Below are 23,862 nucleotides of genomic sequence, written 5' to 3'. Positions count from 1 at the left end.
GGGAGTCAACGCGCGTAGACTGACGGAATGCGAACTGCTCCCGTGCCCAACATCCCTGCCCCCCCCGGAATGAACCCGGGCGCCTTCGTCGCGGGTGGAGGTGGCGACGGAGGCGGCGCCGGCGGCAAAGGCGGAAAGAACGGCAACGGCGAAGAGGGCGCTGGCACCGGCGACGGCGACGACGACGCCAGCGGTGACGGCAACGACGGTGGTGAAGGGTGCGGCGATCCTGTTTGCCCGATCACCGGCCGCATGTTCCTCGACGTATACGACTTCGGCTTCGCTGGCCCAAACCCGCTGCGCTGGATCCGCTCGTACAACTCTCGAACCAGCAACGTCGACAGCGAGCTCGGGCTTGGCTGGAGCCACCCCTTCGCATTCAGACTCAAGCAGAAGCGTCGCAAGGTGTTGCTAGTCGACCACCTGGGGCGGGAACAGAAACTCCCTCACGTCGAGCCAGGCGGAGCTCCGATTACGACGGCCCTGGGATGGCGCTACGCAATCCGCGGCGGTGTACATCGCCTCAAACTGAGTGACGGCGCTGAGCTCGTGTTCGGAGAGCCAAAGCCCAACGGGTGGCGCTACGCCGAGCAGTTCCTCGACCACAACGGCAACACCACGCAGATCCTGCGCGACCAGAAGGGCCACCTCAGCGCGATGGTTGATTCCGCGGGGAGATACTACACGGTCACGACCAATCCTCAAGGGCGCATCGTGCGCATCGCCGTCGCTACAGATCCCGAGCGTCGCGGCCAGTTGACGCTGGTGCACTACGCGTACGACGACAAGGGTCGCCTCATCAGCGCAACCGACGCGGGTGGCTACGACGCCGCCTACATCTACGCGGGCACGCTGATGATTGCGCACCGCACCCCAAGCGGCTTGACGTACAAGTACCGTTACGACGGCAAGAAGCCTTCCGCGTACTGCCTCGAGACTTGGGGCGAGTACACCCACGACGACCCAGCGCTCGCCGCTCCGATCCCCCAGGCGCCCAAGGGCCGGCAGGACACGCGCAAGCCGAAGGGCATCCACTACGTGTCCTTCACCTACTCGAAGGACGAGTACTACTGTGAAGCCGAGAACGGACTCGGCGGCGTGACCCGCTACTTCGGAGACGCCACCGGGCGCGTCGTACGCAAGGTCGACCCCAACGGCGGGGTAAAGGACTCGTACTTCCACACGGAATGCAGCGATGTGGTGAAACAAGTCAATCCTGATGGCGGCGAGCGCAGCGTCGAACGCGGCGCACGAGGTGTGCCTTCCGTGGTCACTCTCCCCGACGGCAAGCGCATTGAGTATGGCTTCGATGAAGCCGGAAACCATGTGCGCCACGAAGCGGACACCGGCGCCGTACTACGACGCGGATTCGACCGCAGGAACAACCTGGTCTACCTGGAGCACCCGGACGGGAGCCGCGAGACGTTCGACTACGACCCCCGCGGCTTGATGTCGCACCATTCCGCACGGAATGGTGCGACAACCAGCTATAAGCACGACGCCATGGGCAACTGCGTCGAAATCGTGGAAGCCAATGGTCAGGTGGTGCGCCAGGAGTTCGACTACCTCGGTCGGCGCACGAAGCTCGTCAACGCCTCTGGCAAGGCGACTACTTGGGAGTACGACCAACGCAGCGAGGTCGTGCGGCGCGTTTCCCCCGATGGGAATGAGACAAGAGTCGTCTACGACGCCAACCGCAAGCCCATCACCGTCTACTCCGGTCCGCGGGTGATGCGCTTCGAGTGGGGCGGCATGGGTTGGCTAAAATCGATCGTCGGGGCGGACGGCGCCCGAACGGAGATGCGCTACGACGTCGAGGGGAACCTGGTCCGCGTCGTCAACGCCCGCGGACAGACCTTTGAACAACAATTCGACATCGCGAACAAGTGCATTTCCGTACGGACATTCGAGGGCATCGTGCACCGCGCCGGCTACGACGCGGCTGGCAACGTCGTCTGGCGCGAGTCTCCGCTCGGTATCGAGAGCCGCGAGTATGCACCCGGGGGAGACCTCCTCGGCGCGGAGCTCCCAGATGGCAGCACCGTCGCGCTTGAGCGAGATGGCCTCGTCCTGAAGATCTCGAACCCAGTGGTGGAGACCGAAGTCGAGAAGGACCGCGCCGGCCAGGTCATCAAGGACCGGCAGGGCGAACACCGCAATCATGTGACATGGGTGGGAGGCAACGTAGACCGCATCCAGAGCGACATCGGCCCCGATCTGGAGTACCAGCGGCGCTTCGACGGCCGCCTCGAGGTGCTCACCTGCGGACCGGCCCGTGTGGTGTTCAACCAAACCGCTCCAGGAGGCGAAACGCTCACCTACCTAGGGCAGTTTCTCGCCCTGCGCAGACGTCACAACGACGCGCCTCGCCTCGAGTACGTTGGCCTCGCCAAGCTGACTCGAGGTTCGACACAGCAGAGCCTCGGCACTCCAAACGACGCTGGTTTGATCACGAGCCGCGTCTATCGCTACGACGCAACCCAGACTCTGGTGGAAGAGATCCACGATTACGCAGAGAGCATTCAGTACGAGCTCAACGCCAATCGCCAGGTCACCGTCCGCCGCAGCGTGCGCGATGGTCAGGTGACTGACGAGCAGCGGATCCAGTACGACGCCGCTGGCTCGCCTCGGCTCCCGGACGTGGGCTACGACGCCCTCGCGCGTCCGATCGCCCTCGGCGATCAAACGCTGGACTACGACGACTGCGGGAACCTGGTCGAGCGCAAGTCGCCTACGGATAGCTGGCGCTATCAGTGGGATGGCGCCGGTAACCTAGAGAAGGCCTTCACCCCGGCTGGCACGGTCGAGTTCGACCACGACTCCCAGGGCCGCAGGATCCGTAAGCGCGTCATCAAAGACGACGTGCTCGTCGCCTCCGTGAGCTACCTGTGGTCGAACAACACCGTGCTGAGGGAACACGATGAGCTCACGGGCGCGACGCGTACCTACCTCAGAGACGATGGTGCTTGGGAAGTCTTGGGACACGTCGACACCGATCCGTCCGGAAACGCCAAGGCCTACTACTACCTGACAGACCCAGCGGGTGCGATCGACATGGTAGTCGACGAGCAGGGTCAGACGGTTTGGTCCGGCACCCATAGCGTGTTCGGTGACTGGGTGCCGAACCCATCCGAGCTTCGGATCGACTCGCGCTTCGCGAACCAGTTCGACGACCCCCACGTCGGTTTGGTCTACAACAACCGGCGCTGGTACGCCCCAGAGCTGGCTGCATACGTCAGCCCCGATCCGCTGCTGCTTGATGGCACGCTGAACCCTCGCGACTACGTCGCGAACCCGACGACCTTCATCGACCCAATGGGACTCGGGCACGTGCACCCTGGTGTGCAGCCCGATCCGACCACCGGCGCGATGCCCACGCAGCCGCCAGCCAACGGGCACTCACCTCGCCCCGACATGCCCTCGACCAGCGACTTCGCTGACGACGGCACGTACCTGCTGAGCCCGGGCCACTTCGCCACCACCGGCGGGCCCGATGCTAGCGGCAACCATGTGCCGGGCTACGCCGTCGCCGAGGGCTCGGTGCGCACGGGGAGCCGCACGTTCCCTGACGACATTCGGGACACGGTGGACGCGGCGGGTCGCACCCACGGCTGTCACTCGTGCGGCAGCAAGGACCCCGGCACCGCGCACGGTCACTTCATCCCCGACCATCAACCCCCGGCGAACCAAGTTCGCCACGCGGAAAGCCGGGGCATGAGCGTGGGCGAGGTACGCCTCTACCCCCACTGCCTGAACTGCTCGCGATCACAAATGCGGCAGGCCAACCGTGGGACACAAGAGCACCGTGCCGGCTTGGGCGTGCTGGGTGGCCTGCGGAACTCCAGCGAGGCCAACCCGGGCCTGGCCGGTCTGGGTCCCAACATCGGGCCCTTCGGTCCGATGGACGACGACTGGGATTAGCCAGAAAGCGCAGCCAACAGCACAGCAGCGCGAGGGTCTGCACTCTGGCCTAGTGCCTCACGGAAACGTTCGCCGTAAAGTTCGAACCAACCCTTGAGGTTGGGACGCGACTTCGCGCCGTCCCACGCGTCGAGCGCAACGTCCAGCGCGCGCGGGTGCTCAATTGCCCCGACGCTAACGGCATACAGTTCCCGAGCAGCTTGCCCCTTGATGGCCTTGAACTTCGCCGCCAGCTCCGGAACCACAATCGCAGGGTCTCCCAGGTAGGCTAGCCGTGCGTGGTACAGGCCATCCTTGCTGAGCTTCTTCGAGAGCTCGGTGACCTTCGGCGCGCCCCGCTCCATCAACACCGCCATCAACGGATTCACATCGGATCCCACTTTGTGGCCACTGCGAGACGCACCGTCGGTCCCGTTGAGCAGCGCGTCGGTGATCCACTTCACGAACGGAGTCGGCGCGCGTTCATGGAGTGACTGGAGCCGTGCCTGCCCGGCCTCACGCTGGTGGGTTGGGACGCGTAGGGAAATCGCGTGCAACGCCACCACGACACCCCACGCCCACACATTGAACTTCTTGAGGTCGTCGTCGCTCACGTCCAAGGCGTTGATCACCGCGTTGAAGACAGGTTCTGAACCGAACAACGCCTCCAGCAACAGCACGAACTCCTCGTGCCCCTGAAAGGCGTTGGGCGCGCCGCCGCGAACCAAGCAGGTAGTGGCCTGGTCCAGCGCCTGAACTCCGAAGTCAGGTTCGAGGTTCAGCCGATTGGAGACCAGGTGACGCGCGACCTGCTCTGGCCAGATCAGACCGAAGGTCTCATAGGACTTGGCCTTGTCGAGCTTAGCCAGCGTCGCCTCGAGCTTCTTGTGCGCGGGGTGGTCATCCACCACGAAGCGCATCAGGGGAAACCCCCGAGCAAACAACACGTCGAGGGCCTCACTCCAACACGCGCCGGTCAGCTCCTCTTCACGCGGATCGGAGATGCACGGGGCAATCAGCTCACGGACTTCAAGCGACATGGCCGGCGGTTCTAGTGCACTAACGCGCCGGCCAAAAGCCCTACTCGCTAACCGTTGAGCGAACCCATCGCGGCCTCGGGGTAGCGAGTGCCCGCGGCGACGTCCTTGGGGAACGCCGCCTCGATGCGCGCGATCTCCTCGGGGCTGAGTTCGATGTCCGCCGCGCCAGCGTTCTCGTCCACGCGCTTGCTGCTGCGCGTCCCGGGGATCGTGACGACCTGCTTCGACTTCGCGATCACCCAAGACAGCGCGAGCTGCGCCGAAGTGATCCCGCGCGCCGTCGCCAGCTCCTCCACCTTCTTCACGATGTCGAGGTTCTTCTGGAAGTTCTCGCCCTGGAAGCGCGGACTGAAGCGGCGAAAGTCGTCCGCCGCCAGGTCATCGATGGACTTGATCGCGCCGGTGAGAAAGCCTCGGCCGAGGGGCGAGTACGCAACGAAGCTGACCCCCAGCTCCTCGCAGGTCGCTAGCATGCCGTCCTCCGGCTCGCGAGACCACAGCGAGTACTCGCTTTGCACAGCGGAAATGGGGTGTACGGCGTAGGCGCGACGCAGAGTTTCCGTGGAGCACTCTGAGAGGCCGAGGTACTTCACCTTGCCCTCTTTCACCAGCTCCGCCATTGCACCGACGGTGTCTTCGATCGGCGTCTCCGGATCGACGCGGTGCTGGTAGTAGAGATCGATGGTCTCGATGTTGAGGCGCTTGAGGCTCTTCTCACAGGCGCTCTTCACGTACTCGGGCTTGCCGCTGATGCCGAAGCGCGAGCCGTCGTCGCCGCGCACCACGGCGAACTTCGTGGCAATCACCGCCTGATCACGCTTACCCGCGAGCGCCTTGCCTACCAGCTCTTCGTTGCGCCCGACCCCGTACATGTCCGCGGTGTCGAAGAAGTTCACGCCGCGCTCCAGCGCGTGGTGGATGGTCTCGATGGATTTGCTGTCTTCTGCGGGGCCGTAGAACTCGCTCATGCCCATGCAGCCCAGGCCGACCACGGCCAAATCGATGTCGCTCTTGCCAAGCTTGCGCTTCTTCATCTGTGTTCCTCCTCAGTGCTAGACCTCACACCTACGCCCGCGCGCTGGCAACGCCCAGCCTCACAACTGCGGAGGTTTTGCTCAATCCTGCGATTTCCGACGGCGACCGCGGCTTCCGACGGCGCTACTCGCCAGCGTCTCCGCCGTCGATCAGCGCGGTGGGGGCCGTTTCAAAGGCGCGTGCGTAGTGAGCGGGGGCGAGGCCGAACTGTCGCTTGAAATCTCGGGTGAACTGCGCCGGGCTCGCGTAGCCCACCTCGAGCGCGACGTGGCCTGCCGTGGAGCCGTTCGCCAAGAGCAGCTCCCGAGCACGCTGGAGTCGCAGATGCTTTTGAAAGCGCATCGGCGAAACGCTGGCGATCTCCTTGAAGCGATGGGCAAAATGCGAAGGACTCATCGCGACTTGCTTGGCGATGCTCTCCACGCTGAGGCGCTCGCACACATTTGCCTCGATGAAATTCATTGCCTCACGGATCCGCTCACGCTCCGGTTCCCGGACGGCCTGGCGCAGCACCGCGGCGGCGTCTGTCTCCAGGAGTCTGAACACGATCTCTCGCTGGATCAGCGGCGCCAGCACCTGGCGCTCGAGCGGACTGTCCAAGGTGCGCAGCAGGCGACACAAAGCGTCGACCAACGGTCCTTCGAGCGGTGAGACGAAGGCTCGAGCGTCGGGCAGGCTCTCCCTCACCCCCCCATGCTCGCTCACCTCGAGCAGCGTACGTAACACCACCTCTGGAGGCAGCAGCATGCCGAGGGACAAGTAGGGTTCCTCTGGCGTGGCATCGACCGGCGCGGCGCTGTATTCCGTTTCCCCACGGAGAACCAGGTAGCTCAGGCGGTCGTAGAACAGGTCTTCTCCTGACACCTGCACGTGCTTCGCTCCGGACACGGCGACGGCGAGATACATCGCAGACGTCTTCGCGGGCTTCGCCGGATAGGGGGAGGAGAAGCGAAAAAACCACAGGCCCGGCAGGACAGAAGCCGTTCGGCCTTCCTGCGCCGCACGGCGCGCTATCAGCCGCCTGAGCTCGTCGATTCCCCCCGTCTTGCGACCCGCCGCCATTAGCCGAGCCTTAGCACGACAACCCTGGAACTGGCTCGGTGCGTCTTCAGCGCTTTCGGCGGCGCCAGAGGGTGAGCCCCAACATCAATAGGCCCAATGCCCGAGGAGCAGGCGAATCGTTGCTGGCGACGCGGCAGCCACAACCGCTGCTGTCCGTGCCGCTCGGTTGCGCCGGTGCACCTCCACTGCCCGCCGTTCCAGCGGCGCCAGCAGCACCGCCGACGCTCAACCCAGCGCTGCCACCAACTCCGGGCGTGCCAGCGGCGCCGCCGGTTCCCGGCTCTGGAGGATCGAGTGCGGGAGGCATACCACAGTCGGCATTCCCGGTTGTTTCCGGGGTGATACGCCGAGCGAACGCGCGCTCGCGATGGTCTGCGTCGATGCTCCGACTGTAGACCGCGAGGGTGTCGCCCCCGCACTCCGAACTCAGCCGCAAGGTGCGATTCACAGCGCCTGCGTTCGGCGCCGGGAATGCTGCCTGTTCGTCGGATACGACACCTTCTGGGCTCACGTAGACCGTGTTGATCTGGTCTTCTGCACCGTAGGCAACGACGAAGCGTGTCCCGTCGAAGCGCACGCTGGGTTCGTGATCGTTGCCCCCGAGATCGGGCAGCGGCACGGGTGCAGGATCGAGGATCGAGCCGTCCGGCGCGACGCGCTTGAAGTACACCTCGGACAACCCCTCGTGGATCACAACCAGGAACACCCCACCACCGAACGCGACCGCCGGCGGGCCGAAATCGAAGAAGGCGTCGATCTCGTCCTTGCTGGCGATCAGGAACGGCGCGCTGTCGATGACCTCGCCCGCCGCGGTAACTCGCCGCCCAAGAACGCTTCCGATCGAATCGCTGAACGTCACCAGGTAGTAGCCACCCCAGGCCACTGCGGGACCAAAGGCGAACGAAACGTCCCTGGCGAGCACGAATTGCCCGCCTTGCGGGGTCCCTTCGCTGTCGATCAGGCGTCCGTAGTACTCGCCGTTGTAGACGTACGCGGCCAGAAACCCATCAGGCCCTGCCGCCAAGTCGCTGCTCCAAGAAGTCAGGTTTCCGGGAGAAATGTCGACGGGCTCACCCATCACCGCGCCGGAGTCGTCAACGCGTACACACCGCACCTTCGACGTCGCGTCGTCGGTCCAAGACATCAAGTAGGATCCGTTTCCGCGCGCCAACGCCACGTCGTGCTGATCGCCGCTAGCGGTGATCAGGGGAATGGTGGGCGCGTCCTCGGGTACGTCACCAGCCCCCACGCGAGTGCCAACCAGGTCGAGCCCATTGCCCTCACTCTGGCTCTGCCAGACGACCAGGTGTTGCGTGCCATCGAAGGCCGCGGCCGGCCGCGCTTGAACGTTCAGGTCACTGGTCAGCAGACGTTCGGCGCCAAGCACCCCAGCCGGTGAGAGCGAAACCGATCCCAGTTGGCCATTGCTACCACTGGCTTCGCCCGACCAGAAGACCAGGTAGTCGCTACCATTACTCGCGGCGAAGGGGTTCTGGCCTGTGCCCTGGGAGGCCCTCAACCCTGGAGCCGCATCGAGCAGCGAGCCCGCGCTGGAGACCCTCGCTGCACGTACAGGCCCTGGGTCCTCGAAGGAGAAGACCTCGCGCGCCCAGGTCACCACGAAGTCGGTCCCGTCGGTCGTCACTCGCGGCGAGCCCGCGTCGTTGGACCCGGCTTGGAACGTGAGCACGGAGAGAACATTTCCGCTCGGATCTAACAGGCGGCCGAGCACACCGTTTGAGGCCTCGAAGGCCAAGAGCACGTTGCCCCCCGCGGCCGCCACGTGGGGCGAACGGAGCGAGTTGGCACCGCTGGGCTCCGCCAAGCGCATGGGCGAGGCGTCGACCAGCGTACCCGCGGGAGAGACGCGGATCCCTTCGATGTTTGGGTGGTTCGTCCAGACGACGAAGTAGTTCGTTCCGTCGAAGGTGACTGCTGGGTGCCGGTCACCGTCGGGCACCTGAGTCGTCAGCGCGAGCTCGGCGCCGAGTGGCGCGCCAGTGAGGTCGAGTCGCTGGGCGTAGACCTGCTCCGCTCCGCTGCGCTTGTCCGAGTAGACGAGGAGCATCTCGCTCCCGGAGGAAGCGAGCGTCGGGTAGTGTTGGTTCTCCGGGGCGACAACCAAGTCGTTCGTGGCACCCACGGTCCCGTCATCCGCGACCCAGGTCGATTGCAGATCGTAGACCGTCCCCACACCAGGCTCGAGCGACTTCTCGTAGACCACGAGGTAGCCGCCGGGAGCGTGAAGCACGGCCGCGGTGCCTCGATGATCTGAGACGATGCACGAGTTGCTCGAGAGTTGAAGCGGAGGCTGATCGAGCAACTGACCCGCAGAGTCCAGGCGCGCGGCAAAGCGCCGGGTGTCTGCGCCCTCTTGATACCTTCCACACCAAGTCACCAGGTATCCGTTGCCGTCACTCGCCGCGGAAACAGCGTACGCGCGTCCGTCAATCGGCACGCTCGAGCGCACCGGATCCAGTTCGATCTCCGAGCCCACTTCGAGGGCAGCCGCCGCACTGGAGGTCTCTTCAGGTGACGGGCTCGCAGAGCAAGCGCCTAGCGCCAAAGCCAAAGCGACCAGACAGGTTCGTGAGGGCCTCATTTGGGGTCTTACGGTCTCGTCCCCAGGGCCTTTCCTTGGCAAGCCACTCGCAACTGCTCGGATCTTCTCGCGGCGATGTGCGTCTCACGATCCGCCCAGGTGTAAGTCTTCCCTCGAGCCCGCGTTTTCGCAGCCAAACGCGCGGCGCGCTCCCCACCTCAGAGCGTCGTGATACTTGGAGGACTTATGAGAACACCCAACTTCTTGGGCGCTGGGGCGTTTTGCGCCTGCATCGCGCTGCTCACCGGCTGCGGCACCGGCGCGATGGGTCAGGCGCAGTTCGCAGAGAAACACGCCGATGGCGCCCACAGCTTGAACGCGCCTCTGGCGCAAGGCGCGAGCCTGGAGCCTGAGGTCAACCTGCAGCTGCCCGGAAGCGCAGCACCCACGCTGGAGCTCGTCAGCGCCCGCGCCGACGTCGCCAGAGTGCAAGACGGCCGCATCGTCGGCACGGGCCCTGGCGTGACGGCAATCCTGGTGACGAACAAGGCCGGCACCGTGCTCGACTTCTATCACCTCTGGGTGGAAAAACCGACCCGCGCCACGCTACACCGCGTGGAAACAGACAAGGACCTGGGCGAGCTCGAAGGCGGCCTGGATCTGGTCGTGGGTGAGTCCGTGGAGGTCACCCCGAAGGTCTACTACAACACCCAAGAGCTGGCCGGCCGCGTCGCCGCCGAGTGGAACGTTACGCCACCCATCATCACTCCCATGCGCATTGGAGCGCACGGCGGGCGGCGGTTGCTCGCAACGACACCCGGCGACGCCCAGCTCAACGTGAAGCTCGGCGAGATCACCCTCACGTTGCCGCTTCGAGTGCTGGCGGTGCCAGACGGCGCACCTCCCCCCCAGCCCAAACCCTCAGTCGAGATGAAGCAGGTGCCATCCACCGCCGCTGCCGAGGAGCCCGCATCATGAATCACTGGTTGAAGCGCAGCCTGTTCATCGCTGGCTTGGCCTGGCTAAGCAGCGCTTGTACCCACTACTCCGCGTTGAACGCGCCGCCCCCAGGGCACACGGCGCAGCTCAACAACGCCGAAGACGAGCTCCGGGTGTCCCCGGGAGTAGCCCTGGCGTTCACCTGCACGACGCCTGGTGGGAACCCCTGCTCCAGTTCCGCACGGATTGAGAACCCGGACATCGCGAAGCTCATGCCGGGGCACCTTGCCCAGCTCGACAACTACGCCGATGGGCGGCTCCCTCAATCGAGCTACGTGGTGATCGGCCTGAAAGCGGGCAAGACACGCCTACTCATCGACGACGAAGACCCCATCGATGTGATCGTCGAGGCCGAGTAGCCCGCCGGCGGCGTCTCGAAGCAACCAGAAACACCAGCGACGCCGCGAGGAGCAGCGGTCTGCGGGGTGAATCCGTGGATACCGAACAGCCGCACAGGCACCCGTGCTCGAATGGGATGTCACCCACCGACTTGTAGGACTGGAAGCACGTCCCTGTTCGGACATTACAGGCCGCGTCGGGTCCGCACTGGGATGAATTCAGGCACGACGTCCGACAGGTCTGCGTGCTCTGGTTGCACGCGTAAAGCCCGCAGTCGTCGGAACACGGCGCATCCACCACGCACTCGCCATCGACACAGTGCGAAAGCCCTGGGCACTCACCACCGGCAAGGCAGCTCGAGAAGCAGGACTTGCCGTCGCAGCTGCCTGTGCAGTGCAGCTCGCTCTCGACGCACTGGCCGTTCCCATCGCACAGCTTGCGGTGCAGCAGCCCCAAGCCACACGTTGACCCGCAGTCTTCGCCGCTCGGCATTGGCAAGCACGCACCGTGACCATCACACTGCCGGCTCACCGCACACGGGTCTCCAAAGACCGGTTCGCATCCTCGGGGAGATGGCTGATACGCGGCAACGTCGTGGCATGTGCCTGAGAGCCCCGACTCCGAAAGGCACGTGCGGCACTCCCCGTCGCACGCTTCGTCACAGCACACGCCTTCAGCGCAGAAGCCGGAGCGGCAATCGTACTCACTCGTGCAGCTCGTCCCGAGCGCTCCCCCAAGCAACTCTACGGAACTGAGTGGTCCGTCGCCGCCATCGCCGCCGATGATCAGGACGCCGCCGTCATTGCCTTGGAACGGTTGCGGGGCCAGAGCCACCAGGCCCGCACCGGCGCGGGGGATCTGCAGCGACAGGGAGAGGCGCCACTCTGCCGCGTCCAAGTACTGCACCAAACTCGACGGGGAGCCGTCTGGGGCGATGCCACCCGCAACCCAGATGTCCCCAGACACGCGGGTGACGCTCGAGCGGCTCAACGGCCTGCGAAGGTCACGCCCCACCAGGAGACGTAGATCGAATCCTGTCTGATCGAGGAATGAAGTCGCGGCGAGGGGCACTCCATCAGCCTCCCCCCCAATCACCCAGCCGGATCGGTAGGCTGCGAATGAGACGCCGTTCGGGTAGACCGCGCTGATGTCGGGTCCGGGTGTCCAAACCACGCGGGCGAGTTGCTCGTCGCTGCCCAGTGTGGGATCCGAGCGCAAGATCCAGGTGCTGGTTGGCTGCGTTCCATCCGCTTCACGGCCGCCAAACAGCAGGACCCCGCCGCCCGCCGTGCTGAGTGGGATGCAAAGCGGTGCCTCCCGGAAAGGAATCGAAGCATCCTGCTGGGCTTCCTGCCAACCGCCCTCGCTGCGCTCATACTCCACGCGAACTTGGGTCGCCGAGTTGTCCGCACCGCCCACGAACACTGGGTAATCTTTGCCATTCGCGACGAGCGTGATGCCGCAACCGACGGTGTTCTGGGTGGCCCCTGTGTCTCGCCAAGTGCCCGTGGCCGGTTGCCATTCATCGACGCGACCCGCGCCACCGAACAAGTAGAGCGAACCATCGGCGAGGGACAGCACTTCGCTCTCACCGCGTGGCCCCGGTAGCGGGCTGCCGCTACTCCAGGTGGCGGTGTCTTGGTCGTAGATCTCAGTCGACTGCAAGGCGACTCCCCCCTCTCCGATACCGCCCATCACCTGAACCTGAGATTCGAAGTCGTAGACGAGCCCGAAATCTTGGCGCGCTTCAGCCATACCACTGGTGAGCGTCCACTCAGGGTCAACCCAAACCGGGAACTTCGCCGCTGCAGAGAACCCGAGCTTGAGCACGCACGAGTCACTGCCTGGTGGAGTCACCCCACGGCGCCAAGGCGGCCTGGCACTCGTATCCGCATGGCAACCTTCCAGCTCGACGCTCAGGGGCCAGCTAGTGGTCCCAGCGTCCACCGCCTCAGGCGCCCGCACGCGCCATTCGGGTGTCCCTCGCTCATCCAAGAACTCCAGCACGCCGCCCACCAGACGCAACCCGGCAACTCCGCTCAAGTCCAGACGGTAACGCACCACGACTTCAGAGCCCTCCAGCGTTGAAACCTTGGAGTCCGGCGCTGGCACCCGCAGGTAGTCTTCAGCTCCGCCTGCGAGCCCGCCAATCACCCAGCTGACATCGCCCAGCTCGAGGAGAGTGAGCCCGCTCTGCTGCAGCACCTCCCCATCATGGTTCAATTCCTCACGGATCAGCGGTTGAGCAGCCACGCTCAGCTCTCCCTGAGGGGTCCGCAACACCAGCGGCTCGGCGCTGCTCCGGGGCAGCCTCACCCGAGAGTCAACCGGGACGCGCCGCTCGGCTGGCCCCAGAGGCTGCAGCCCGAGACGTTGCAGCTCGAGCAACGCGCGCTCGGCACTCACCCGCGGCTCCTGCGGCTCCTGGGATAGGGTACCCAGAGCGGATCGCTCCTTCGGCGGCTCCGCCGAGGAGCTGCAAGCAAGCTGAAATGGCGCGCAGACGAGCAGCGCGCCCCCAAGTAAGCGCCCCCAAGCCATATCCCCTGAGTGTGACGGGCTCCACCGGGAACTCAAGCCTCGCGACGCGACCGCAGGGCAGCGGCCCAAAAAGCCCGCGCTTCAGCCCTTGCTCATGCTCTACATGACCAAGGTGGGCGCTTCTTCGAAGTCCAAGCGAGCGACTAGCGCTTCAGAGAAGGCAGGCAAGTCGTCGGGGTTCCTCGAGGTGATCAGATTGCCATCCTCGACGACTTCGCGATCCTCCCAGCTGGCTCCTGCGTTCTCCAGGTCTTGGCGCACGGAGGGCCACGAGGTGAGGCGCTTGCCGCGGACGACGTCAGCTTCGATCAAGAGCTGAGGGCCATGACAGATCGCCGCCACCAGCTTCTGCTGCTCGATGAAGTGCTTCACGAACGCAACCATCTCCGGCTCGGTGCGCAGATGGTCAGGTGAGTATCCTCCGGGAATCAATAGCGCATCGAAATCTGCCGCGGCGTGGCTCTTTGGTGTGCCACGCACCGTGACCTTCGCCTCCCCTTGCTTACCGGTGAGCACCGCGCCCTCCTGAGTCCCGATCACCACGACTTCGTGCCCGGCTTCCTCGAGCGCCACCGCCGGGTGAGTCAGCTCTGAGTCTTCGAATTCCGACGCGAGCGCCACAGCCACCTTTGCCATGTTTGCCTCCCTTGCTTGGAGTTGAGTGTCTTCTTTTGGGGGTGAGGCCAGCCATCGCTGACTCCACCACTCACAAGTCAGCAAGTGCCGTGCCGCGGCGTTTGCAGGCATTGATTGATGAAATGTTGTTTGTTCGCGCCTCCCGGGCGCGAAATGGCGCGCGCTCACGTCACGCCCGCGCCATCTCGACACGCGTCGCTTGTCGAGGTGCGTTGGCTGCGTGCCGCTCAACCCTGGAACGTTGAATCGGCGAGCTTACAGATGAACTTGCGGTTGGTGTTCCTGCAGGCGTCTTGAATCAAGCCGCAGCCGATCTCCGCCATCGGGTTGTAGCCTTTGCTGACCTGGCTCGAGCGGCAGTAGTCCGCGAGCTGGCGACAGGCGCGATCGTCTCCCGCTTCACACGCCGGACCGAGCAGCCAAGCTTCCAAGCGTTCGAAGTCAGTGCAGGCGTCCTGGCGGCCACCGTCGCACGCCTTGTGAAGCGCGGCGCGCGCCGGGCCCGGCTTCTTCGGGAAGCCGTTGTCGCCCCAGGCGTACGCGAACGCCAGGTGGTGACAGGAGCTCAGCCAGCCGCCGTCGCACGCCTTGGTCCAGTAGCGCTCGGCGCCTTCGGGGTTCTTGCGAGACACCGCCAAGTAGGCCGCTGCGTCGCAGCCATTGAGCTCGCCGCGCTCGCACGCCTCCGCAAAAATCGCCGCGCGCTGAGCGTCGGAGCTGTTCGCTGTGCAGGCCGTGCGGTGCCCGCCCTTGCACGCACGCTCGATGAGCTTCTCTCCGCGGGCGCGCTCGTCTTCCTTCTCGCTGCCCATCACCACGAGGCCATACTGGTAGCAACCGAGCATGCTCCCCGCTTCGCACGCGCGCCGATACAGATCCGTCGCCAGGGCTGCGTCTTCTTCCGTGTAGCCTTCGTCGTACATCTGCGCGCGATTGACGCAGCCGTTGGGCTCCCCGGCAACGCACGCCTTCTCGAACAGAGTCTCCGCGCGGGCGGTGTCCTTCTGTACGCCGTCGCCGCGCGTCGCCATCACCCCCAGGTTGTTGCAGCTCCCGCCGTGCCCTTTGTCGCACTGCTGCGTGCAAGCCACGACGTCGCCATACTCGCAGAGGAAGCGTTCGGCCTTCTGCTTTTCCTCTGCAACGCACGCGCCGGATTCCGCGAGGATATACCCTTTGGGGCAAGTGCCTTCGTTGATCTGCACGCCGCCCTTGGCCTCGGCGTCACTGCTGCCCAGCGCGCGGAGCTCGAGGCGCAGCACGGCGCTGCACTGATCGGGCGGGTTGTTGTCCGTCAACTTGGCGTGACCACACGCCTGGGGATCGCCATCGCGGTGCTTGGCCAAGCGCGAGCTGTCACTTGCTGCCGAGGCTCCTGCTCCGAAGATCTGTGCGGCAGCTCGCGCCTGCCCACGCTCGCTGGTGCTCATGGCGAACGCGCCCACGAACACGCCGCGTACGAAGTGGGTCGCTTCCCGGCAGCCCGACGTGAGTCCACCGCTGCGAATGCTCGGCGTGTCCGTGCGCCGCATGCCCACCATCATCATCGCCAAGTCGAGGGAAGCACCCGCGGCGAGCTCACTCTTCAGCTCACCTGCCAGCTGCAGCCCGGTGAGCGGTAGGTTCACCGCCAGCTCGTTCCGATCACGCAGCGCGACCACCTCTTGCTTGCTGGTCACCCCGACATACCCGTAGCTGCCCTTCACGGTGCAATCCGGCAGCACCTTGAGCTGCTTGCAGTCGTAGTGAACCAGCGCGACCCCGGCGCGCATATTGGCCTCGAGCAGCGTGCGCTCCTCAGGCGCGAGGTCCACTGCCAAGGGCCGCGCATACTCGCTCACCGCGCTGCACTGGACGGGCTTCTCATCCAACGCCTGATGCGCCGTGTACGCCGACGGCTTCACGGCTTGCCCAGGCGTCGCCCCCCCGCAAGCAACGGTCAGCGCGCACAAGCTCAAGGCGCGAAATCTGAGCATGCAAGAGGTGTAACTGGATCAAACCGCTGGATCAAACCGCCCCATCAATCCGCCCCATCAACCACGCATTGCACGGCTCACATTGCACGGTTCACGGGCCGCGCGTAGCTTTCCGCGCACCTTGTCGCCGAGTTCCACGTCACGCCATTTGGCTGCGCTGCTCTTCCTCGGACTGGGCGCGTGCAGTGCTACCTCCCCCCAAAATCCGAAGTCTCCGGATCCGGAAACGCAGTCGGCAATCGCGTTGGAGGACGAGGATCCGGATGTGTCCGCTGTAAAGCCGACGCTTCGGGATGCGGGCGGTGCGCTGGTCTTCGTGCGGGAGCTGTGTGACGCGGCCAAGCGTGGGGACGATGCGTTCGTCGTGGAGCACGCGGCGCTGCCTTTGCGAGGTCAAGAGCAAGTCGGCACCGAACAGAAGCCGCTACGCGTCGCCGGGATTGCCACGGACGATTCGCCGGGTTCAGTGAAGAACCGCGCAGTGTGCAAGTACCTCAAGCCGTCGACTCGAGAGCTCGCGAACTTCAAGCTGGAAGACGACGAGGTGCGCGGCACCGTCAAACTCAATGGGCACGACTACCGCCTGACTTTCGAGTTGGACCCTCCGAAGCTCGTCGAGCAGAAGCTCCTGGTGGAGAATCGCGATCCTGGAGACCCGAAGATGGCGCTCTTCATGCTCCATCCACCCTTCGTGTTCAGTGTGCGCGCGCATGGTCAGAAAGACGCAACCGAGCACCTGCTTGCGCTGCGCTTAGAGGATGAACTCAGCTACGTCTCGAAGTGCGCGCGGGAGCAAGCCGCAAGGGAGCGGGTGGGTGCAGCGCTCTCGGTTCAGGTGCGCACTCGCCCGGAGCGCGTCCCCCAGGTGGATCTGTATGCGTCAACCGTGATCGATGCGCGCTTCCTCGGTTGCCTGCAGGCGCAACTAGCGCCTGTTCTTCAGAAACAGCTCGCGCGCCCCACGGAAAAGCGGCTGTACGACCTGTGGATGATCGTTGGGATCCCCACGGATAGCGCCGACACTGCAGGCGACAGCGAGGTCGGCGGCGTGATCAGCGGGCCGGAAGACTTCGTGCGTCCCTAGCTCACCAGGGCAGAGACCACACCGACACACCGAGCAGGTGCACCGCAAGCCCGATGGCCAGACCCACCGCGAGGAACGCGATGTCGAAGACCAGCGCCTTGCCGGTCGGCGAGTTCCACGCGCGCCCCGCCACGGCAAGCGCCGCATTGCCCTGCTCCGCACGCCGCACCAGCAATTGTTTCCGCACCCAATTGCGCCGCAGCTCGCGGTACGCGAGCACCACCAGGAGGCCGATGGGGCCGAGCAAGATCGTCAGCGCCAAGAAGCTGAGCGTGTAGACCAGGCTGCGCAGCGCGGCGCGCCAACTAAACTTGCGGAAATTCGGAGTGCTGCTTGGGGCCGCCTCCGTCGCTGGTGGTGAGTAGGGCATCCGTCCAAGGTGGGTCGCTTCGCCCCGCTGGCGAGTCCGAAAGTGCTCACATTTTCGCGGTTTTTTGCCTGGAATTTCTGGCTCCACGGAGCGTACAACTTCCGCGTGACCCGTCTCTCGCATCTGGGCTGGCTACTGACCTCAGGCGCCGTGGCGCTGGCTTGTGCGGAGTCGAGTGGCTCCGGCGTCGCCCAGACTTCCGGCGGGGCGGGTGGATCCGCGGGGAATAACGCCACGGGCGCGACTGCAGGCGTCGCGGGTTCGGCCTCGGTTGGAGGCAGTGCAGCTCAAGGTGGTAATGCAGGCTCCGGCGGTGCGCTCGATGGTGGCATGGACGCGGCAGGCGCCGGTGGCGCGCCCTGGGACGGCGGCTCAACCGGCGCCGCGGCGATCAAAGCATTCCTCGACCAGGCCTACGCCGACCTCAAGCTGAGCTGCGACAAGGCGCAGCCGTGCTGCGCTGCCGCAGGGAAAGGATACGACAAGCAAAGCTGCGAGGACGGGCTGGCTAGCGGCTTCGGCGTCGAGAAGGACCTCGTCGACGACCTCCTCGCGCTGGGAGCTGCCTTCGACGAGGCGGCCGCCGCCGAGTGCCTCGAGGCGCGAAAGGCCGCATTGGAGACCTGCGCGCGTTTGACCCCTGAGGTCTGCGAGCGCGTCTGGAACGGCCCGCGAAAGATCGGCGAACCCTGCGAGGACGTAGCCCAGTGTGAGAAGATCCCGGGCAAGCAGGTCAGCTGCTACTCGCTCAACGGTTCTCATGTGTGCGCGGAGCGCACCCGCGCCAAGCTGGGTGAGGCGTGCACTCGGAGCTGCTGGGAGCACCGCGGCAACATCATTTGTTCCAATCCGAAACCAGAGGCCGCCGCGAGCGAGGCCTACTGCTACAAGTCCGACGGGCTTTACTGTTCCGCAGGGAAGTGCGTGGCAACGGGCACCCTCGCCCAAACCTGCATCAACGCGCCCTTCTCCTGCGCTGACCCGCTGGTGTGCGACAGCTCCACCTCGGAGTGCACGTCCCAAGACTTCGCTTGCGGCGGCTGCAACAGCGACAGCTACTGCGACACCGACGGCAGCTGCAAGCCCAAGCTGGCAGACTTCGTCGCCTGCACGGAGCACTACGAGTGCACGAGCGGCGACTGCGGCTTCAACGGCTGCGGCTCCGGACTGTGGCCCCGGTGGCTCATGTACTGTCAATGAGCTAGCCAGCCTCAGAGGGGCGTTTCGCTGCAAACCTCCCCGCACGCGCCGAGGTCGAGGCCGAAGCTGCCAAACAAGCAACCCAAGGGTTCAAGCCACGCCTCTCCCTTGGCGCTGGCAAAGCAGGCATCAAAACACGCTGTATCCGTGCAAGCGGCGAAGCAATCGAAGGCGGCTTCACAGTCGGCGTCGGCGCGGCACGTGCTGATTTCAGCTTCGCAACAGCCACCACTCGCCTCAGCCCCCGCGCGGCACGTCGCACAGTCAGCGTTCGTGTCGCCACCGGCGGCGCACTCAGGTCGCAAGGAGCCCTTGCCGTCACACCAGAGGTTGCTTTGACCTTCGCACTGGGTCTTCTGCGTTGCCCCGGGGATCGAGTAGTACTCGATGGTCGAGCTGTACGGCGCTCCGGGGATTTCACACCAACCCGCCGTCGCACCAAAGCAGCCACCGTCGCTCCAGATGCTATCGGCAGCCTCACACTCGGCTTTGAAGTCGATGCCGAGGTCGTAGTAGTAGGCCACACAGTACGTGAGGGTAGCGCCAACGCTGGTGCAGGAGCCGATGGGCTCGGGTCGCTCGCACTTGCCTTGCTCGGCCATCACGGCGCCGCCGCTTCCACCCGTTCCTCCGGTTGCTGCACCGCCCGTTGATGTGCCACCGGTCGACGCGCCGCCAGTGCCGCCGCTCCCACCAACGGACGACGAGCCGCCTGCCGACGAGCCCCCAGCCTGGGTTCCGCCGCTGCTCGAGCCGGCATTGCCGCCTGTCACTGCGCCCGAGGCCCCCGCGGTCGACCCACCGGCGCCAGCGGTGCCAGCGCTCCCGCCGCTGCCTCCGTCATTTTCGCTTGAGCAAGCGAGGGGTGAAACGAGCAGGACGGCCAAGAGCGATGCGCGCGGGATGAGTTGCATTGCACGACGTACGCAGCGTGCGACCTGAGCTTCCTCACCCCCCGCGAACACGTGCGACGCTCACAAAGGCGCACCCACGGGACAGAGCGCGCACAAAGAAATTCTCCTCGCGCTTTGGGCGCGCGGAACGGAGCGAGTACTCGACTCGGGCGGGCGCCCCCATCGTTTAGTTCCGCGTGGCAATTGACCCAGACACCCCTCAACGAACGAACGCGGACCGACCGCAGAGGATCAGCGCGCCCGATTCCGCGAAGAATCGCAACCAAGCCATTCATGACACAGTGTGCCCCCACCACCGCATCAGACAAGGCGACCTTGAGCAACGGCGGACATAAGAGGCCGGCATAAGACGGAGCTGCGACCGGCCTGAACAATCAGGGCCTGAACAATCAGTACCTGTCTCTTTTTCAGTCTAGACACGGGGCAGACGAAACCTGTATCCACGGGGTTAAATTCGGACTCTCCTCATCCAGAGTCGCACATCACAAGTGCGACACGAGTCGCCCTAAATGAAGAACGTATCAACTCCACGTCGCAAGCGACGAGGCCGGGCTGCGCTCGCGCTAGCCACTCTACTTTTATTACCGTACGGATGTGTCAGTGAACGTCCGGAGCGCTGCAGTCAGCAATCGGACTGCGAAAACGCCGTGTGCTCTGGGCGCGGGTTCTGCCAGTCCGAATGCAAGACTGACAACGACTGTCCATGCGGTTCCTCGTGTGTGATGACCTGCGGAGTCTGCATCAGAGACGATGGCAAGGCGCCGGCGACTTGCTTCGGCAAGCAGCACGGCTTGAGCGACGCCGAGCTCCTGGGTGCCTGCCGTGCGGAGGGTGAAACGGCTCTCAAAGACGCTGGCTCGAGCTGCAGTGTTTCGGGAGATGGGCCCATTTGTGCCGCATCCGGTTCTCCTGAGGCGGGCACCGATGCGGAGACCGGCACTGATGCGGAGGCCGGCGCCAGCCCAGGAACGGACGCTTCGAACGACGGTGGCTCGGATGCAGAAGCGGGAGTACCCCAATGATCAGTAGATCCATACCGGCCTTTCTACTCGCTGCGGTCTTGGCGTCCTCGCCGGCGCTCGCGCAAGACACCACCAGCAGTACACAAACCAAGGAAGAGGATAGCGACGACCCGGGGAAGGCGAAGTCTGAAGCCACGAGTCGTCATGAGCTCAAGACTGGCACCCTCGCATACGGCCCCACAGCAACCCTGCTTCGCTTCAACGCGACTCGTCGGTCGAGCGAGGCGGGTCGCAATCGCCGCTACGAGCCAGACTTGCAGCTCGTAAACGGTGAGCTGGGTTTCCAGTTCGTTTGGGAGCCTAATTCCTGGGGAAAGAAGACCAAATCCGGCGGCCATCTACAGCTCGCGGGCGTCGGCGGCGCGTTTCTTTTCAATGTAGTAAAAGACCGGCAGCGCTCGCTCTCCCTCGCCACCCAACTCACGTTCTTCAACAACTCCCTCGGTCTCGGGCTCGGTTTCGATCTCTATCGTCAGATCCCGATATCCACGAGCAGTACGGATCCTGCAGAGGGGATCGCCCATACAGGATTGCTCGCTTGGTCCTTTTCGGGTGAGGGAGAACTCACGGCGGAGAACGTCTTCTTCGTCGCCTCAATCAATCTCGCGTCCCTGGTCAAGGGCTTGAGTGGAGACGGCAAATGAAGACGCTCGACGCAGCCCTGGCTGCTGCACTGCTCTTTCTCACCGCGCTTAACAGCTATGCAGCGGACAGCTCGAAGTGCCCCCAGGCTGACCCAGCATGGACAGCCAAAGGCTACGTCGTGAAGCCCTCAGAGCTTTTCAAGACGATCGAGGACGCGAGGAAGTGGAAGCTTCGCGCGCTCGACTGCAAGCGGGGTGCAAAACCTGCCGAAAAGCTGGAAGCAGAAGCTCGCGCAAACCGAGCAGTGGCTGCCTACGACGACCTCGTCAAGCGTGCCAAGGAGAGTTCGTGCGCAAACGTCTCACCAGGCGACTGGGTGAGCACGCTAACGCGCACAGATGCGAAGGACGAACAGAGTGCCAAAGACGTACGCAAGGCCAGATTGTGGTACACCGCGTCTAAGGCCTGTGCCGCGTCGATCGAGGCGAGCCCCTGGGCGGACCAGGCGCTACGAGAGGCGGCACGCAAACGCTTGCGGGCTGCCGCTTCCCTTCGCGACCTGGCTTCCGAGCAGGCTCTCAAGCTGTCTGCGTGCGTCCCCACGCCCACGCCAGACAAGCAATGCTATGAGCGCCCAGAGCCCTGCTGGACGGTCGCCCTCGAAGAGTCGATGACCAAGAAGCACACGGTGCCGCTCTTGGAGCGAGCCAACACCGAGTACGATGCCGCAGACGCGTGCGTCACCCAAACCAAAGACGCGGTCGACACAGCCGAGAAAGCGAAGGCCGCCGCGGACGCGAAGGTGCCAACCGCAACGGACGCTGCCGCCGCACAGAAAGCCTCGAAGGAAGCGGCAGATGCGCTGAGCGCCGCCAAGGCGCACCTCGCAGCCGCCGAAGCGAGGCTCAAGCAGGCCGATACGTGGGAAAAGGCCGCGCTGATCCTGGACAACCACGTGGGGGTGAACGCCGGCCTCGCACAAAGGCCAGAATGGGGGGCTCGGGCTGCGGTTGGCGGCCTGGGCGCGGTTGATGGCATCACGCTCGGTACCGCGGGGATACGCTTCGAGCTCCCGGAAGGGCAGCTAATGCTCTACGACATCGTGCTAGATGCAGCGTACCTGAACAACCTGCCCAAGGCAGATGGCGGACACGACGACCAAGGCCGTTTGGGCTTCTTGGCTGGGGCTCGCGTCGATGTGGGCCGCCATTACCACTGGCTTGCGCTGGGCATACGCCTCGCCGCGGTCGCGCCGTTCACGGACTCGCTGCGCGGAGCCTTGCTGCCTGAGGTCGGCTACGCGCTGCGCCTTGGAGGCATCCGCGGCTGCGGCAAGTCGCCACCTGTAGCGCCGATCGGCTCGATCAGGCTGTTCGCCGCTCCGTGGATCCCCTTGGACGGCGCCCAAACTTCCGTCCTATTCGGAGCCGAGCTCTCGGGGGGAGTAGTCGATGGGCGCTACGGAGACGCCAAGTACCTGAACTGCTCCAAGAGCGCTGAGTGATCACCCGTCGGGTCGCGCCCTCGACCGCCTCGCGATGTGGACGTCCGTTGCGCGGGGCCAGGCATGACCGCAGGGGGGGAGCTCCGCTCGGCAGACGCGAGCAACTCAGGAACCGCACGGAATCGTGCCTGCGTGCTATGCTCCCGGCGTCATGACCCTCACCCCCACCCTCCGAACACTCGGCTACTGCGTTTCTTCTGCGTTGTTTGCGCTGGGTTGTGGCGGCTCCAGCTCCGGCAGCACTGAGCAAACGAGTGCCGGCGGTTCTGGAGGCACCGCAGGCTCACAGAGCAACGGCGGTGTCGCGGGGAATGGCGCTGTCGCGGGGAATGGCGCTGTCGGGGGGAATGGCGCTGTCGGGGGGAACGGCGGTTCGTCAGGCAGCGTTGGAGGCAGCGGCGGCATGAGCGGCGCTGCGGGCTCCGGAGGGGGCGCGGGCAGCGACGAACAACAAGCCATTTACGACGCGCTGACGGCGGCGGCCGACGCCTACTGTGGCCGCTTGGACCAGTGCTGTGAGCTGAAGAATCTGGGCTACGACGAAGCTGCTTGTCGGGCGACCATGCTGGGGGGGCGGGATGCAGCCGTTGACAAAGCGCCTGGCAAGCTAGCGCTCGGGCTCACCTTGGATCGAGATCAGCTCGCCCAGTGCGTCAGCGATGCCACGGATGCAGCGCACGTGTGCGAGGTTCTTTTCCCGGCGTCCTGCAATCACTATTGGAAGGGTCAGCTGCAGACCGGCGACGCGTGCGAGGATCGAGATCAGTGCGCCGCGGTGCCCTCCGCGACAGTTGGCTGCGAGTACGTGCAAGGACAGAATGTCTGCACAGCCAAGACCCACGCCGGCGCAGGCGAGGCCTGCGAGTGGACCTGCACCACGAGCAGCTGTCAGACATCGGTCGCCATTTCCTCACGGCAAGGTAAATGCTTCAAGAACGAGGGCCTACACTGCGACAAGGGCGTGTGCGCAGCGGACTTGCCGGTAGGCTCGACCTGCCTCGGCCAAGAGTGCAAGCTCGGCCTCCACTGTGAAGCGAACAAGTGCACTCCAGACGACGCAGCCTGCGGCGGCGACGGCATCACCCCCGCCTGCGACGAAGCCTACTGCGACAC

18 protein-coding genes are annotated in these 23,862 nt (G+C 64.9%); 9 read left to right on the top strand and 9 right to left on the bottom strand.

All coding sequences use genetic code 11. From position 1 onward, the window contains the following. The first annotated feature begins 27 nt into the window (after positions 1-27). Entirely contained in the window at positions 28-3,921 is a 3,894-nt protein-coding gene (locus H6718_16435) for an RHS repeat protein (protein ID MCB9586988.1), read from the top strand. Here H6718_16435 and H6718_16430 read toward each other — a convergent pair. The 4 genes from H6718_16430 to H6718_16415 form a co-directional block, all read right to left on the bottom strand. Further along, positions 3,918-4,940: a hypothetical protein gene (locus H6718_16430; GenBank protein ID MCB9586987.1), complete on the bottom strand. Its 1,023-nt coding sequence runs from the start codon at positions 4,938-4,940 to the stop codon at positions 3,918-3,920. The genes H6718_16435 and H6718_16430 overlap by 4 nt on opposite strands. A 47-nt stretch (positions 4,941-4,987) precedes the next feature. Continuing rightward, entirely contained in the window at positions 4,988-5,974 is a 987-nt protein-coding gene (locus tag H6718_16425) for an aldo/keto reductase (GenBank protein MCB9586986.1), read from the bottom strand. A 124-nt stretch (positions 5,975-6,098) separates the two neighbouring features. Beyond that, a complete protein-coding gene (locus H6718_16420) occupies positions 6,099-7,037 on the bottom strand; it encodes an AraC family transcriptional regulator (protein MCB9586985.1) in 939 nt (312 codons plus the stop codon). A gap of 46 nt (positions 7,038-7,083) precedes the next feature. Further along, positions 7,084-9,639 carry a hypothetical protein gene (locus H6718_16415; GenBank protein MCB9586984.1) on the bottom strand — a complete coding sequence of 852 codons (2,556 nt, stop codon included), beginning with the start codon at positions 9,637-9,639 and terminating at the stop codon, positions 7,084-7,086. A gap of 186 nt (positions 9,640-9,825) precedes the next feature. Between H6718_16415 and H6718_16410 the strand changes: the two genes are divergently transcribed. Beyond that, the gene (locus H6718_16410; protein MCB9586983.1) at positions 9,826-10,557 is read left to right on the top strand and encodes a hypothetical protein; all 732 of its coding nucleotides are present in this window, start codon (positions 9,826-9,828) and stop codon (positions 10,555-10,557) included. Continuing rightward, positions 10,554-10,937, top strand: coding sequence for a hypothetical protein (locus tag H6718_16405; GenBank protein ID MCB9586982.1), 384 nt, complete (start codon positions 10,554-10,556; stop codon positions 10,935-10,937). Before H6718_16410 ends, H6718_16405 begins: the two co-directional genes overlap by 4 nt. Here the strand turns inward: H6718_16405 and H6718_16400 are convergent. The 3 genes from H6718_16400 to H6718_16390 form a co-directional block, all read right to left on the bottom strand. After that, on the bottom strand, positions 10,891-13,458 hold the full coding sequence (locus H6718_16400; GenBank protein MCB9586981.1) for a hypothetical protein: 2,568 nt from the start codon (positions 13,456-13,458) through the stop codon (positions 10,891-10,893). The two genes, H6718_16405 and H6718_16400, sit on opposite strands and share 47 nt — an antisense overlap. Positions 13,459-13,557: 99 nt before the next feature. Then, a complete protein-coding gene (locus H6718_16395) occupies positions 13,558-14,094 on the bottom strand; it encodes a type 1 glutamine amidotransferase (GenBank protein ID MCB9586980.1) in 537 nt (178 codons plus the stop codon). 227 nt (positions 14,095-14,321) lie between these two features. Beyond that, on the bottom strand, positions 14,322-16,070 hold the full coding sequence (locus H6718_16390; GenBank protein ID MCB9586979.1) for a sel1 repeat family protein: 1,749 nt from the start codon (positions 16,068-16,070) through the stop codon (positions 14,322-14,324). A gap of 121 nt (positions 16,071-16,191) precedes the next feature. Here H6718_16390 and H6718_16385 point away from each other — a divergent pair, with 121 nt between their 5' ends. Beyond that, entirely contained in the window at positions 16,192-17,154 is a 963-nt protein-coding gene (locus H6718_16385; protein ID MCB9586978.1) for a hypothetical protein, read from the top strand. Position 17,155: 1 nt separating this feature from the next. Here the strand turns inward: H6718_16385 and H6718_16380 are convergent, their stop codons facing one another. Continuing rightward, positions 17,156-17,524, bottom strand: coding sequence for a hypothetical protein (locus H6718_16380; protein ID MCB9586977.1), 369 nt, complete (start codon positions 17,522-17,524; stop codon positions 17,156-17,158). A 105-nt stretch (positions 17,525-17,629) separates the two neighbouring features. On the opposite strand from H6718_16380, the gene H6718_16375 reads away from it, so the two are divergent. Further along, entirely contained in the window at positions 17,630-18,724 is a 1,095-nt protein-coding gene (locus tag H6718_16375; GenBank protein ID MCB9586976.1) for a hypothetical protein, read from the top strand. 11 nt (positions 18,725-18,735) lie between these two features. Here the strand turns inward: H6718_16375 and H6718_16370 are convergent, their stop codons facing one another. Then, on the bottom strand, positions 18,736-19,638 hold the full coding sequence (locus H6718_16370; protein ID MCB9586975.1) for a hypothetical protein: 903 nt from the start codon (positions 19,636-19,638) through the stop codon (positions 18,736-18,738). A gap of 722 nt (positions 19,639-20,360) precedes the next feature. On the opposite strand from H6718_16370, the gene H6718_16365 reads away from it, so the two are divergent. The 4 genes from H6718_16365 to H6718_16350 form a co-directional block, all read left to right on the top strand. After that, entirely contained in the window at positions 20,361-20,660 is a 300-nt protein-coding gene (locus tag H6718_16365) for a hypothetical protein (protein ID MCB9586974.1), read from the top strand. Continuing rightward, on the top strand, positions 20,657-21,304 hold the full coding sequence (locus tag H6718_16360; GenBank protein ID MCB9586973.1) for a hypothetical protein: 648 nt from the start codon (positions 20,657-20,659) through the stop codon (positions 21,302-21,304). Before H6718_16365 ends, H6718_16360 begins: the two co-directional genes overlap by 4 nt. Then, positions 21,301-22,749 carry a hypothetical protein gene (locus H6718_16355; GenBank protein ID MCB9586972.1) on the top strand — a complete coding sequence of 483 codons (1,449 nt, stop codon included), beginning with the start codon at positions 21,301-21,303 and terminating at the stop codon, positions 22,747-22,749. The genes H6718_16360 and H6718_16355 overlap by 4 nt, the downstream gene beginning before the upstream one ends. Positions 22,750-22,900: 151 nt before the next feature. Then, on the top strand, positions 22,901-23,862 hold a 962-nt coding region (locus H6718_16350; GenBank protein MCB9586971.1), incomplete at its 3' end, for a hypothetical protein.

It is taken from the genome of Polyangiaceae bacterium (assembly GCA_020633205.1).
In the GTDB taxonomy this organism is placed as follows: Bacteria; Myxococcota_A; Polyangia; order Polyangiales; family Polyangiaceae; genus JAHBVY01.
Note: the sequence above shows the minus strand (reverse complement) of the source record. Positions and strands in the feature narration are given on the sequence as shown.

Coding starts and splice junctions, on each gene's coding strand:
- H6718_16365 (MCB9586974.1), top strand. CDS start 20,361: ATGACCTGCGGAGTCTGCATCAGAGACGATGGCAAGGCGCCGGCGACT.
- H6718_16420 (MCB9586985.1), bottom strand. CDS start 7,037: ATGGCGGCGGGTCGCAAGACGGGGGGAATCGACGAGCTCAGGCGGCTG.
- H6718_16425 (MCB9586986.1), bottom strand. CDS start 5,974: ATGAAGAAGCGCAAGCTTGGCAAGAGCGACATCGATTTGGCCGTGGTC.
- H6718_16395 (MCB9586980.1), bottom strand. CDS start 14,094: ATGGCAAAGGTGGCTGTGGCGCTCGCGTCGGAATTCGAAGACTCAGAG.
- H6718_16370 (MCB9586975.1), bottom strand. CDS start 19,638: ATGCAACTCATCCCGCGCGCATCGCTCTTGGCCGTCCTGCTCGTTTCA.
- H6718_16415 (MCB9586984.1), bottom strand. CDS start 9,639: ATGAGGCCCTCACGAACCTGTCTGGTCGCTTTGGCTTTGGCGCTAGGC.
- H6718_16400 (MCB9586981.1), bottom strand. CDS start 13,458: ATGGCTTGGGGGCGCTTACTTGGGGGCGCGCTGCTCGTCTGCGCGCCA.
- H6718_16435 (MCB9586988.1), top strand. CDS start 28: ATGCGAACTGCTCCCGTGCCCAACATCCCTGCCCCCCCCGGAATGAAC.
- H6718_16355 (MCB9586972.1), top strand. CDS start 21,301: ATGAAGACGCTCGACGCAGCCCTGGCTGCTGCACTGCTCTTTCTCACC.
- H6718_16390 (MCB9586979.1), bottom strand. CDS start 16,070: ATGCTCAGATTTCGCGCCTTGAGCTTGTGCGCGCTGACCGTTGCTTGC.
- H6718_16360 (MCB9586973.1), top strand. CDS start 20,657: ATGATCAGTAGATCCATACCGGCCTTTCTACTCGCTGCGGTCTTGGCG.
- H6718_16380 (MCB9586977.1), bottom strand. CDS start 17,524: ATGCCCTACTCACCACCAGCGACGGAGGCGGCCCCAAGCAGCACTCCG.
- H6718_16410 (MCB9586983.1), top strand. CDS start 9,826: ATGAGAACACCCAACTTCTTGGGCGCTGGGGCGTTTTGCGCCTGCATC.
- H6718_16405 (MCB9586982.1), top strand. CDS start 10,554: ATGAATCACTGGTTGAAGCGCAGCCTGTTCATCGCTGGCTTGGCCTGG.
- H6718_16430 (MCB9586987.1), bottom strand. CDS start 4,940: ATGTCGCTTGAAGTCCGTGAGCTGATTGCCCCGTGCATCTCCGATCCG.